Origin of the sequence: Shewanella sp. SM73 (assembly GCF_025653795.1) — a bacterium.
In the GTDB taxonomy this organism is placed as follows: Bacteria; Pseudomonadota; Gammaproteobacteria; order Enterobacterales; family Shewanellaceae; genus Shewanella; species Shewanella oncorhynchi.
The window spans coordinates 62,595-75,515 of sequence record NZ_JAKKRY010000016.1 but is presented as its reverse complement, the minus strand read 5'-3'; the positions used below and the strand labels follow the sequence as shown (position 1 = coordinate 75,515).

General features: G+C 45.0%; 11 protein-coding genes. 10 read left to right on the top strand and 1 reads right to left on the bottom strand.

All coding sequences use genetic code 11. From position 1 onward, the window contains the following. Positions 1 to 25 precede the first annotated feature (25 nt). The 4 genes from argB (at position 26) to argH (ending at position 4,500) form a co-directional block, all read left to right on the top strand. A complete protein-coding gene (gene argB / locus L5M51_RS18750) occupies positions 26 to 808 on the top strand; it encodes an acetylglutamate kinase (protein ID WP_106649098.1) in 783 nt (260 codons plus the stop codon). 12 nt (positions 809 to 820) lie between these two features. Continuing rightward, entirely contained in the window at positions 821 to 1,726 is a 906-nt protein-coding gene (locus tag L5M51_RS18745; RefSeq protein WP_263174076.1) for an ornithine carbamoyltransferase, read from the top strand. 59 nt (positions 1,727 to 1,785) lie between these two features. After that, on the top strand, positions 1,786 to 3,024 hold the full coding sequence (locus L5M51_RS18740) for an argininosuccinate synthase (protein ID WP_168826067.1): 1,239 nt from the start codon (positions 1,786 to 1,788) through the stop codon (positions 3,022 to 3,024). Positions 3,025 to 3,132: 108 nt separating this feature from the next. After that, positions 3,133 to 4,500: an argininosuccinate lyase gene (gene argH / locus L5M51_RS18735; protein WP_263174074.1), complete on the top strand. Its 1,368-nt coding sequence runs from the start codon at positions 3,133 to 3,135 to the stop codon at positions 4,498 to 4,500. A gap of 100 nt (positions 4,501 to 4,600) precedes the next feature. On the opposite strand, the gene L5M51_RS18730 is transcribed toward argH, so the two are convergent. Continuing rightward, positions 4,601 to 7,135, bottom strand: coding sequence for a penicillin-binding protein 1A (locus L5M51_RS18730; RefSeq protein ID WP_263174072.1), 2,535 nt, complete (start codon positions 7,133 to 7,135; stop codon positions 4,601 to 4,603). A gap of 188 nt (positions 7,136 to 7,323) precedes the next feature. On the opposite strand from L5M51_RS18730, the gene L5M51_RS18725 reads away from it, so the two are divergent. From L5M51_RS18725 to aroK, 6 genes are all read left to right on the top strand, one after another. Further along, complete coding sequence (locus tag L5M51_RS18725) at positions 7,324 to 8,403, top strand: pilus assembly protein PilM (RefSeq protein ID WP_105253014.1); 1,080 nt, start codon at positions 7,324 to 7,326, stop codon at positions 8,401 to 8,403. Continuing rightward, positions 8,391 to 8,975 carry a PilN domain-containing protein gene (locus L5M51_RS18720; protein ID WP_105250539.1) on the top strand — a complete coding sequence of 195 codons (585 nt, stop codon included), beginning with the start codon at positions 8,391 to 8,393 and terminating at the stop codon, positions 8,973 to 8,975. Before L5M51_RS18725 ends, L5M51_RS18720 begins: the two co-directional genes overlap by 13 nt. Further along, positions 8,972 to 9,595: a type 4a pilus biogenesis protein PilO gene (locus tag L5M51_RS18715; protein WP_263174071.1), complete on the top strand. Its 624-nt coding sequence runs from the start codon at positions 8,972 to 8,974 to the stop codon at positions 9,593 to 9,595. The genes L5M51_RS18720 and L5M51_RS18715 overlap by 4 nt, the downstream gene beginning before the upstream one ends. Further along, positions 9,595 to 10,110 carry a pilus assembly protein PilP gene (locus tag L5M51_RS18710; protein WP_105250537.1) on the top strand — a complete coding sequence of 172 codons (516 nt, stop codon included), beginning with the start codon at positions 9,595 to 9,597 and terminating at the stop codon, positions 10,108 to 10,110. Before L5M51_RS18715 ends, L5M51_RS18710 begins: the two co-directional genes overlap by 1 nt. 21 nt (positions 10,111 to 10,131) lie before the next feature. Continuing rightward, positions 10,132 to 12,183 (top strand): type IV pilus secretin PilQ, encoded by a 2,052-nt coding sequence (locus tag L5M51_RS18705; RefSeq protein ID WP_113941458.1) that lies wholly within the window; start codon positions 10,132 to 10,134, stop codon positions 12,181 to 12,183. A 216-nt stretch (positions 12,184 to 12,399) separates the two neighbouring features. Continuing rightward, entirely contained in the window at positions 12,400 to 12,915 is a 516-nt protein-coding gene (aroK, locus tag L5M51_RS18700; protein ID WP_006083542.1) for a shikimate kinase AroK, read from the top strand. The last annotated feature ends 6 nt before the right edge of the window (positions 12,916 to 12,921 follow it).

Below are 12,921 nucleotides of genomic sequence, written 5' to 3'. Positions count from 1 at the left end.
ATCCTTATTTAAGAGAGTCGTCAAGATGTCTACAAACAACTCAGTATTAGTGCTTAAAGTGGGCGGCGCGCTGCTGCAATGTGAAATGGGGATGGCGCGATTGATGGATACGGCTGCGGCTATGTTAGCCAATGGTCAGCAAGTGTTGATGGTGCATGGCGGCGGCTGTCTGGTGGATGAGCAGCTAGCAGCGAATGGTATGGAAACCGTCAAGTTAGAAGGTTTGCGTGTGACTCCGCCCGAGCAAATGCCGATTATTGCCGGCGCACTTGCGGGTACTTCGAACAAAATTCTTCAAGGCGCAGCGACTAAGGCTGGCATTGTGAGTGTGGGCATGAGCCTCGCCGATGGCAATACTGTTTCGGCTAAGATTAAAGATGAGCGTTTAGGCCTAGTGGGCGAAGTCACGCCAAACGATGGCACTTATCTTAAGTTTATCCTCGCCCAAGGTTGGATGCCGATTTGTAGCTCTATCGCCATGATGGACGATGGCCAAATGCTTAACGTCAATGCTGATCAAGCTGCGACGGCCTTAGCCAAATTAGTGGGCGGCAAGTTAGTGCTACTGTCGGATGTTTCTGGGGTGCTCGATGGTAAAGGCCAGCTCATCCACAGTTTAAATGGCAAGCAGATAGCAGACCTTGTTAAGCAAGGTGTGATCGAAAAAGGAATGAAGGTCAAAGTTGAAGCTGCGCTCGAAGTCGCACAGTGGATGGGGCAGGCGGTACAAGTTGCCTCGTGGCGTGATGCAAGCCAATTAATCGCATTAGCAAAAGGTGAAGCCGTAGGAACACAAATCCAACCATAAGTGGAGTAGGTTATGAAGCATTTACTATCGATAAAAGACTTAACCCAGAAGCAGTTACAGGATCTAATTGCCTTGGCAAAAACGATTAAAGCCAATCCGGCTGAGTATCGTCATGCGCTGGATGGCAAGAGTGTGGTGATGTTATTTGAAAAGCCCTCACTCAGAACACGCGTTAGCTTTGATATCGGTATTAATAAGCTCGGGGGCCACTGTTTATACCTAGACCAGCAAAATGGTGAACTGGGAAAACGGGAATCGGTTGCTGACTTTGCTTCTAACCTGTCATGTTGGGCCGACGCAATTGTGGCGAGAACCTATTCACACACCACTATCGAACAATTAGCCGAGTTCGGCTCAGTGCCCGTGATCAATGCGCTGTCGGATCTTTATCATCCTTGCCAAGCCTTAGCTGACTTTTTAACACTGGCAGAGCAGTTTGAGGATGTCAGTAAAGCTAAATTAGCTTATGTTGGTGATGGTAATAATGTCACTAACTCGCTGATGTACTGTGCGGCTATTCTCGGTGCCACCATGATAGTGATCTGCCCAGCGGGTCACTTTCCTGATGGCTACGTAGTGGCAGAAGTGCAAGAGCTCGCCAAACGATATGGCGGCAAGATAGTGCTGACTTCAGATATCGATGCGATTGAAGGTCACGACGCTATTTATACTGATACTTGGATTTCAATGGGCGATCCAACGCCTTTGTCTGATATCAAAGCGAAGTTTGCACCATACCAAGTAAACAAAGCTTTGATGGCGAAAGCGGGCGCTAACTTCTTTATGCATTGTTTGCCCGCCCACCGTGGTGTAGAAGTAACAGATGAAGTGATGGACGGTGCAGGATCCTTAATTCTGCAACAAGCCGAAAATCGGATGCATGCCCAAAATGCGGTACTGGTAACCTTATTTAGTTAAATTAACCCTGTTTAGCAGCCTGTTTTCTCCTTAAGAGAAACGAGTCATAGGAATTTAAGATGTCTATCGAGATAAAAAATACTGGCGTGAAAAAAGTGGTTTTAGCCTATTCAGGTGGTCTAGATACCTCGGCCATTATTCCTTGGTTAAAAGAAAACTACGATAACTGTGAAATCATCGCATTCTGCGCCGACGTTGGCCAAGGCGAAGAAGAGCTGGTTGGCTTGACTGAAAAAGCTTTAGCTTCAGGTGCTTCTGAATGTCATATCGTCGATCTAAAAGAAGAATTCGTTAAAGACTATATTTACCCAACGATTGCGAGCGGTGCGATTTACGAAGGCACTTATTTACTCGGTACGTCAATGGCGCGTCCTATTATTGCCAAAGCGCAGGTTGAAGTGGCTCGTAAAGTGGGCGCCGATGCTCTGTGTCACGGTTGTACCGGCAAAGGTAACGACCAAGTGCGTTTCGAAGGTTGCTTCGCCGCATTAGCACCTGATTTAAAAGTGATTGCACCATGGCGTGAATGGACTATGCAGAGCCGTGAAGATCTGCTGGCCTATTTAGCTGAACGTGACATCAAGACGTCAGCGTCAGCGACTAAAATCTATAGCCGTGATGCCAACGCTTTCCATATTTCCCATGAAGGTGGTGAGTTAGAAGATCCATGGAACGAGCCAAGCAAAGGCGTATGGACACTGACTGCCGATCCTGAAGATGCACCGAACAAGCCTGAATATGTGTCGCTAGAAGTAGAACATGGCCGTATTACTAAAGTGAATGGTGAAGCCCTAACGCCTTATGCTGCACTGATGACATTAAACGCGATTGCTGCGCCACACGGTGTGGGTCGTATCGACATCACTGAAAACCGTTTAGTCGGCATGAAGTCTCGTGGCTGTTATGAAACACCCGGCGGCACTGTGATGTTCGCAGCACTACGTGCGATTGAAGAGCTTGTACTCGACAAGACTAGCCGTAACTGGCGTGAGCAAGTCGCCGCACAAATGGCGCATTTAGTGTATGACGGCCGTTGGTTCACACCACTGTGTAAGTCACTGTTGGCAGCATCTGAGTCATTGGCTGAGTCAGTTAATGGTGAAGTTGTGGTAAAACTCTATAAAGGCCAAGCGAGCGCAGTGAAGAAACGTTCACCCAACAGCTTGTACTCTGAAGCGTTTGCCACCTTCGGTGAAGATCAAGTTTACGATCAAAAGCATGCAGAAGGCTTTATCCGCCTGTACTCATTAGCGAGCCGCATCCGCGCACTCAACGCTAATGACGTTAAGGGTAAGTAATAGGTCGTGTAAAAGGGCGCCTAGCGCCCTTTTTTGTTTTTAGGTTTTGATTTAGTTTTTGATTCAGATGAGTCGATTTTAAATAAGCAGTGAGTAAGGGGAGTTAGCATGGCTTTATGGGGTGGAAGATTTCAGGGCGAAACGAGCGCGCTATTCAAATTATTCAACGATTCGTTGCCTGTGGATTATCGCTTGTTCGAACAGGATGTGGTCGGCTCCATTGCTTGGGCGGATGCGATTGCCAGCGTGGGAATTATCACAGCCACAGAATGCAGTGACTTGAAAAAAGCGCTTAATGACTTACTGGTGGAAGTACAGGGCGATCCGGCGATTATTCTCGCCTCGGGCGCTGAAGATATTCACAGTTTCGTCGAGTCGGCCTTGATTGCCAAAGTGGGCGATCTCGGTAAGAAATTGCACACCGGTCGTAGCCGTAACGATCAAGTTGCCACCGATTTAAAGCTTTGGTGTCAATCCGAAGGCAAAGCATTACTCGCGCGCCTTCAAGGTTTACATGCTGAATTACTGGCGTTGGCTGAGCGTGAATTTGATGCGGTAATGCCGGGTTATACTCACTTGCAGCGCGCGCAACCTGTGACATTTGGCCACTGGTGTTTAGCGTATGTGGAAATGACTGAGCGGGATATCAGCCGTTTAAGCGATGCGTTAACCCGCGCTAATACCTGTCCTTTAGGTTCTGGAGCATTAGCAGGCACAGCTTATAAGATGGATCGACATGCTCTGGCCGCGGCGCTGAATTTTGCCTCGCCAACGCTGAATAGCTTAGATAGTGTATCAGACAGAGATCACGTGGTAGAGCTTTGTTCAACCGCATCGATCAGCATGATGCACTTAAGCCGTATGGCTGAAGATTTGATTTTCTTTAACTCAGGTGAAGCGAACTTTATTTCCCTGAGTGATGAAGTGACCTCGGGTTCATCCCTGATGCCACAGAAGAAAAATCCAGACGCATTAGAGCTTATCCGTGGCAAAACTGGCCGGGTGTATGGCAGCTTAGTGGGCATTCTCACTACGATGAAAGCGCTGCCTTTGGCGTACAACAAAGATATGCAGGAAGATAAAGAAGGCCTGTTTGATGTGGTCGATAGCTGGGCAATTTGCCTCGATATGGTGGCGTTAGTGTTGTCAGGTTTGAAGGTCAATCGTCCTAATGCACTGTTAGCCGCACAGCAAGGTTATGCAAATTCTACTGAGCTTGCGGATTATCTCGTGTCTAAAGGCATGCCTTTCCGTGAGGCGCACCATGTTGTGGGTGAAGTCGTGGTTGCTGCGATAGCGAAGCAAATTCCGCTTGAGGATTTCTCCTTGGCCGAATTAAAAACTTTTGCCGCTATCATTGAAGATGATGTCTATCCAAACCTGACTATTGAAGCTTGTTTAGCGAAACGTGACGTACTCGGTGGTACTGCATTGCCACAAATTCAGCAGGCGATTGCGGCCAAGAAAGTACGTTAGCGAGTTATTCAAATCCACAATTCAAGCCAATAAAAAACGCGACATTAGGTCGCGTTTTTTATTGGGCCACAATTAGTGGTAATGACTTTTTAGCATTTGTTTATTGGAATAAATCATCAGTTGGTGCATCGATGAATAAATTGTTTTCATCCTGAGTTTCGCTGATGTATTCCTTCGGCTCTGTACCTGAAATAAAGTACTCGAACGCACTGGTATAGTCGGTTTTACGGGTCAGTTTACCCGTCGCTAAATCGATGCGTACCGAAACTATGCCTTCTGGTGGAATCGAGGTTGTTTCAGGTGTGCCTTGTAAGACACTGTTCATAAATTCGTTCCAGCCCGGACCAGCTGTTTTCGCACCCGCTTCGGCGCCAGTTATCTGATCTTTTTCGCCGTTTGCATTCCATGCGGTTCTGCCAAGTTGGCGACCGTGATCGTCGAAACCGACCCAGAAAGTGCTAGTGATGACTGGGCTAAAACCACTGAACCAAGTGTCGCGCGATTCGTTTGTGGTACCCGTTTTACCTGCAATATCATGGCGCTTAATCAATTTTGCCGCGCGCCAAGCCGTACCTTGCCAACCCGTGCCTTTACTCCAATCGCCGCCGCCCCAGATCACGCTCTTCAGTGCTTCGGTAATGAGGAATGCCGTTTGCTCTGAAATAATTTGCGGAGCGTAGCGACCAGTTTGTTCGAAACACTGCGCAACGGGGGCACTAGGTTCTGCACCAGAGTCTCCACTTACGCTGAACGCCATAGGATCGCTCAGTGTAACTGGTTGGCTAAGACTTTGGCTAGGCTTACAGGCCAATGTAGGATTCGCTTTTTCGATAACATTGCCGTAAGCATCTTCTACGCGATCAATATAGAAAGGTTCGAGTAAGAAACCGCCGTTAGCAAATACGTTAAATGCAGTAACTACTTGCAATGGCGTGACTGAAGACGAACCTAATGCAATCGATTCGTTGCGAGGTAAGTCGTTAGGATCAAAACCAAATTCAACGAGTTGAGCAATGGTTTCGTCGAGTCCGACATGGCGCATTGCACGCACAGACATAACGTTAATAGATTGCGCTAAACCCACACGTAAACGAGTTGGGCCGCCATAGATATCGGGTGAATTTTTAGGGCGCCATGCAGTGCCTTGGCTGATATCGGGTTTATTAATTGGCGCATTGTCTATGAGGGTCGCTAAGGTAAAGCCTTTCTCTAATGCTGCGGCATAGATGAAAGGTTTAATATTCGAACCTAATTGACGTTTCGCTTGAGTCACTCGGTTGTATTGGCTTTGGCTAAAGCTATAACCACCAACTAAAGTGCGAATAGCACCATTTTTGGGGTCGAGTGATACTGTTGCGCTGGCGACTTCTGGTACTTGCGATAGTTGCAAATATTGGCCGTTATCACGGATCCAAATACGTTCGCCGACCTTGAGCATGTCAGAAGCTGATTTCGGTACACTGCCTTGACGCTTATCAGTAATAAACTTACGTGCCCACTTCAATCCATCCCAAGTAATGACTTTGGTCTCGCCCTTGGCGGTCATTATGCTGGCTTGCTGATCTGCAATGCTGATGACTGCGGCGGGTTGCAATTCTTGTACTGAAGCAATCTTGGCTAGTTCAGTTTTGATTTGAGCAGGCTCAGGTTTTTCGTCCGTCCACAATACGGCAGCAGGACCACGGTAGCCATGGCGTTCATCATAGGCATAGACGTTATTACGCAGTGCCTGTTGAGCTTTAAGTTGTAGATCCGATGAGATAGTCGTATAGACGTTGTAGCCATTGGTATAGGCCTCTTCTTCACCGTACTTCTGTACCATGTAATCCCGAGCCATTTCAGAAATATAAGGGGCATAGAGATCAATTTCAGCGCCATGATATCTGGCCACCAATGGCTCTTGTAGTGCCGCTTGGTATTCGGTTTGGCTGATGTAGCCGACTTCATTCATCCGCATGAGGACGACATTACGGCGAGCCAATGCACGCGAAGGTGACGTGATTGGATTGAGTGTAGAGGGCGCCTTGGGTAGGCCTGCAATAACGGCCAGTTCAGATAAGCTGAGTTCCTGCACGTTTTTACCGAAATACACTTGCGCAGCAGCCCCAACACCGTAGGCCCGTTGGCCTAAGTAAATGCGGTTTACGTAGAGCTCTAAAATTTCATCTTTGGTGAGTAACTCTTCAATATGATAGGAGATAAAAATCTCCTTCACTTTACGAATAATAGTCTTATCGCGGGTTAAGAAGAAGTTACGTGCGACCTGCATGGTAATCGTACTCGCACCTTGCTTTTTCTCACCAGTGGTCAACATCACTAATGCGGCGCGAAGCACGCCAACAGGATCTATACCACCATGTTCATAAAAGCGGGCATCTTCGGTTGCGATAAACGCCTGTAGCAGAGGTTTTGGCACTTCGTCTAACGTTAGTGGAATGCGACGTTTCTCACCGAATTGAGAAATAAGTTTGCCGTCACTACTGTAAATACGTAAAGGTGTTTGAAGTTGCACATTTTTTAGTGTTGAAACATCCGGTAAATCCGGCAAAACATAAAAGTATGCTGCCACAATGGCGCCTACGCCCAAAAGGGCTAGACTGAATAGTGCTATAACAATACGTTTTAACCACTTCACCAAAATTTATCCTAATGTTCTGTTAAGTGCGACAGTATATAAGGCGCACACGTCTTGGTGAAGTAAAAACGTGAGACTCATAAAATAGCATTTGTAAAATGATGAAACATTCGATACAAGTAAGTATAACAAGTTGATTTTGTGCTAATCTCTTTTACTGAAATATAAATAAAAAAGTGACAATGGATATGCTTTCAAATTTATGGAAGCGTCAGGCTCCGCAGATGGTGGGAATCGATATCGGTTCCCATGAAGTTAAGGCCATTTTGTTGAGTAAGACTGCTGACGGATACAAAATATTGAGTCATGCCGCGGTACCCATTAAGAAGGGGGCCGTTAACGATCATGATATTCGTGATGCTGATGCCGTTGTTGAATGCCTTAAGCAAATAAAACGTAGCCTGCCTAAATCCGTTAAATATGCCGCTGTTTCTGTTTCGGGTTCTGCTGTGATGACGAAAGTGATCTACATGGATGCCTCCCTTAGTGAGGAAGAAATGGAGGCACAGATAGAAATTGAAGCCGATAACCTTATTCCGTATTCACTCGATGAAGTTAGCATAGATTTTGAAACGCTAAACGTAAACAGTACCGATCCTACTAAAGTTGATGTGCTGTTGAGCGCATGCCGCACTGACAATATTGATGTCAGAGTCGATGCGCTGGATAGCGTGGAACTTGAAGCTAAAGTGGTGGATGTTGAAGGTTACGCTCTAGGTAGAGCTGCCGAGTTAATTCTGGCCCAGCTTCCAGAAGGAGCGAAACATAAAGCCGTCGCTATGGTTGATATCGGCGCGAATATGACAACTTTCTCTGTGGTTGAATCGGGTGAGACGACTTTTATTCGTGAGCAAGCTTTCGGTGGTGAGCAATTTACTCAGTCAATATTATCCTTCTATGGCATGTCTTATGATCAAGCAGAGAAAGCAAAGATTGAAGGCGACTTACCACGAAATTATATGTTTGAAGTTTTGTCACCTTTTCAAACTCAGCTATTACAACAAATAAAACGTACGCTACAGATTTATTGCACTTCCAGCGGTAAAGATAAAGTCGACTACCTCGTATTATGCGGTGGAACATCTAAATTAGAAGGTATGGCTAATTTACTGACGAATGAATTGGGTGTTCACACTATTATCGCCGATCCTTTTCAAGGGTGTTTGCATGCCGATGAGTCGGTTAAAAGTGCGCTGCAACCTACAATCAGCAAATATATGGTTGCTTGTGGCTTAGCATTGAGGAGTTACGGTCAATGGCGAACATAAACCTACTCCCTTGGCGAGAAGAGGCGAGAGAAAAACAAAAGCGCGACTATATTGGTATTTTAGCGGCAGTATTTTTAGCGTCGGCGATTTTAGTCTATGTCGCAGTATCTTTATTAGATGTTATGACAGATGAGCAAAAAGCACGTAACGCTTATTTGCAATCGGAAATCAGTCTGCTTGAAACACAAATTTCTGAGATCAAGAAAATTACTGAACGTAAGAAAGACATTGAGCGGCGTACAGAAATTATTCTTAATCTACAGCAATCCCGTAATTTGCCTACTCACGTGTTAGATGAGCTTGTTCGAATTGTACCTCCAGGAATATATCTGTCTAGCCTAGAGAAAAAGGGCAGTTTGTTGCTGATTGAAGGGCGTAGTGAATCGAACAATAATGTCGCCAACATGATGCGAAAAGTGAAAACTTCCGAATGGTTAACCGATCCTAATATGCAGTCGATCGTGACCCAAAATGAAGAGTTACGGCAATTACAGCGTTTTAGTTTGAGAGTCACTATTAAAGGCGCGAGTGTAGATGAGCCTGAGAAAATGACAAAAGGAGCGAGTAAATGAAACTCGATCTAAGTCAATTTAATGATATCGACTTTGAAAATATTGGTGGTTGGCCAAATCAAGTTAAAACCTTTTTCGCGATCCTTTTAGCACTCTGTGTTTTTGCTGCGGGATATTTATTGGTCGTCTCCGATTCGGTAGATATTTATACCGCAGAGCAAGATAAAGAAGCGCAGCTTAGAGATGATTTCAAGAATAAGTATCAACTTGCGGCAAATTTAAAACTCTACCGAGAGCAGCTAGCGACGATGGAAGTGCAGTTTGCAGAGTTACTGAAGATGCTGCCATCTGAAAATGAAATGCCAGGTTTGCTAGACGATTTAACTTTTGTTGCAACGGATGCAGGACTCAAAATTAATAGTTTGAATTGGGAGGCCGAAATTCAGCGGGATTTCTATATTGAGTTTCCAATTAAAATGTCTGTGACGGGAGATTACCATCAGCTAGGTAGTATGGTGAGTGGTGTCGCTAAGCTGCCGCGTATCGTCAGCCTCCATGATTTCACCATTAAGCGAGATGAAGCCGGCAACTTAGCAATGGATATCTTAGCCAAGACATACCGCTTTAAAGAAGGGGCTGAATTACCGCCTGAAAAACCTGCTAATAAGGGGAAGAAATAATGAAATTCTTACCTTTGTTAGCCTTGAGTCTTTTTTTAATGGGTTGTGTTGGCGATCGTAGTGATTTAGAGCTATTTGTTACTACAACCAAAGCGCAACACGTTGCTCATATCCCGCCCTTGAAAGAGCCGCCAAGATTTGAGCACTTTGCCTATCAAGCCGAGTTAATGCGTAGCCCTTTTGTACCACCTTCGCGTGAGTTAACGGAAGAAGTTGTTGATACCAGCAAAGATTGTTTACAACCGGACTTAAAGCGTCGAAAAGGACGATTAGAAACTTATCCTTTAGATAATTTAAAAATGCGTGGCACCTTAAGTGAAGCCGATACAACTTGGGCATTAGTTGAAACAAATGACGGCAGTGTTTATCGGATGGGCGTTGGTGAGTATTTAGGTCTGTTTAATGGACGCATTTCTAAAGTTACTTCACAAAATGTCGAAGTAGTAGAATTAATTCCAGATGGTTCAGGTTGTTGGTCCGAAAGGACGAGCAATTTAGAACTTTCTGGAGAATAACGAGCGAAGGATGAGGGAATAATGAAATCTTCTGCCGCGATAAAAGTCCCGTTAATTTCTTCAGGCTTAATCAAGTCTGTTATTGGGATCGCATTGGTATTTGGCATTTTGCCATCGAGTTATGCTGCAAACCGATTAATGGATGTTAAGTACCATGCCTTGGTTGACCATCAGTTAGAGCTAGAGTTGGTATTTGAAGAAGCGGTCACTCCGCCAGTTATTGACTCTAATGCCTCGCCTGCAGAGCTCGTATTAACCTTTGATAATAGTATTTCTGGTTTATCTAAGGATCGCTTACCCATTAATCAAGTCGGTGTAACTGACATGATGACTGAGCAGCAAGATACTCGTCTTAAAGTCACCTTAGGTATGTCCAAAGTGAAACCTTACCAAGGTTCAGTCATGGGCAACTCATATCGACTCACTATTAATGATGAGGTTGCAGGCGCTCAGACTCAGGCAGAAAATCCCTTCGTTAACAGCATTAAAAATATCGATTTTCGTCGTAATGAAAATGGTGGCGGTGAGTTATTAGTCTATTTGAATAACCGCTCGGTTGCCGTTAACGTTGAGCAAGTGGGCGCTAAACTCGAAGTTAAGTTATATAACACTGATATTAATAGTGATCTGCTTTATGTTATGGATGTGAAAGATTTTTCAACACCAGTAAAAAGCTTCGAGACATTTAAAGAAGATCTAACAACGCGCATTTTAGTTGATATTGCTGGGGAATATGAGTTCAGTTATAAGCAAGAGGATAATCTCTTTAGACTCTCGATGAATAAAGTTGAGAGAGTTGCCGCCAAGAAAGATGTTAAAAAATACAATGGCCGTACTTTGTCGCTTAACTTTCAAAATATCCCTGTACGTACTGTTTTGCAGATCATTGCTGACTATAACAATTTTAACTTAGTCACGAGTGATACTGTTGAAGGCAACATCACCTTGAGATTGGATGATGTGCCCTGGGACCAAGCATTAGATTTGATTCTACAAACCAAAGGCCTAGATAAACGTATCGAAGGCAACATCTTAATGGTGGCACCGAGCGAAGAGTTGGCTATTCGTGAAAGCCAAAATCTCAAAAATAGGCAAGAAGTTAAAGAGCTAGCACCTTTGTATTCTGAGTACTTGCAAATTAACTATGCCAAAGCGATCGACATTGCTGAGCTGCTGAAAAGCGCAGATTCTAGTTTACTCTCGCCACGCGGCTCAGTCGCGGTCGATGAACGTACCAACACTGTACTTGTGAAAGATACGGCAGAAACGATTGAGAACATCCATCGTTTAGTCGAAGTACTCGATATCCCTATTCGTCAAGTACTGATCGAGTCACGTATGGTAACGGTCAAAGATGATGTCTCTGAAGACTTAGGCATACGTTGGGGCGTAACGGATCAGCAGGGCAGTAAGGGAACCTCTGGTACATTAGAAGGTGCTCAGAGTATTGCCAACGGTATCATTCCAACTCCTGACCAACGTCTGAACGTTAATTTGCCTGCGGCAGTGACCAATCCAACAAGTATCGCATTCCACGTTGCTAAGTTGGCAGATGGTACTATTCTTGATTTGGAATTGAGTGCGTTAGAGCAAGAAAATAAAGGTGAAATTATCGCCAGCCCTCGTATTACTACCTCTAACCAAAAGGCGGCTTATATTGAGCAGGGTGTGGAGATACCTTATGTGCAGTCGACTTCAAGCGGTGCAACCTCGGTCACTTTTAAAAAAGCCGTGTTGTCCTTGCGAGTTACACCACAAATTACACCAGATAACCGCGTTATTTTAGATTTGGAAATCACCCAAGACTCTCAGGGCAAGACGGTTGACACACCAACGGGTCCCGCTGTCGCCATCGATACTCAACGTATTGGCACTCAAGTGCTAGTTGATAACGGTGAAACTATAGTCCTTGGTGGTATTTATCAGCAAAACTTGATCAGCCGTGTGAGTAAAGTCCCTATTCTCGGCGACATTCCCTTAGTCGGTTTCCTGTTTAGGAACACAACAGACAAAAATGAGCGTCAAGAGCTACTTATTTTCGTAACCCCCAAAATAGTCGGTGAGAAGATCTAAGCACTTGCTATGTATCGACTAAAGCCAGCAGTGATTGCTGGCTTTATTATTACTGAAATACAATTCTTTGCATAAATAGCGCACATGGCTTGCCATAGTAGACCCTAAGCTGAGATAATCCTCGGTCAAGTCTCATAAGAGCAAGGTAACATATAGGTCGGCTTGATGTTGAGTCGATATAGGCATACTTTTCAATAAGATTCAGACGTACAAGAAATGGCTGAAAAACGTAATATTTTTCTGGTAGGCCCTATGGGCGCAGGTAAAAGCACAATTGGTCGCCATCTGGCGCAAATGCTGCATTTAGAATTCCACGATTCGGATCAAGAGATTGAACAACGCACAGGCGCTGATATTGCTTGGGTGTTTGACGTCGAAGGTGAAGAAGGCTTCCGTCGTCGTGAAGCTCAGGTTATTGCTGATTTGTCTGAGAAACAAGGTATCGTCCTTGCCACCGGTGGTGGTTCAGTACAAAGCAAAGATATCCGTAATCATCTGTCTGCTCGTGGCATTGTGGTTTACCTGGAAACCACTATCGACAAACAGGTTGCTCGTACTCAAAGAGACAAGCGACGCCCATTATTGCAAGTGGATGATCCTCGAGAAGTGTTGGAGAATCTTGCAGAGATCCGTAATCCATTGTACGAAGAAATTGCCGATGTGATTGTCAAAACCGATGATCAAAGCGCAAAGATCGTCGCAAATCAGATCATTGAGCAATTAGGTTTTTAGGCAGAA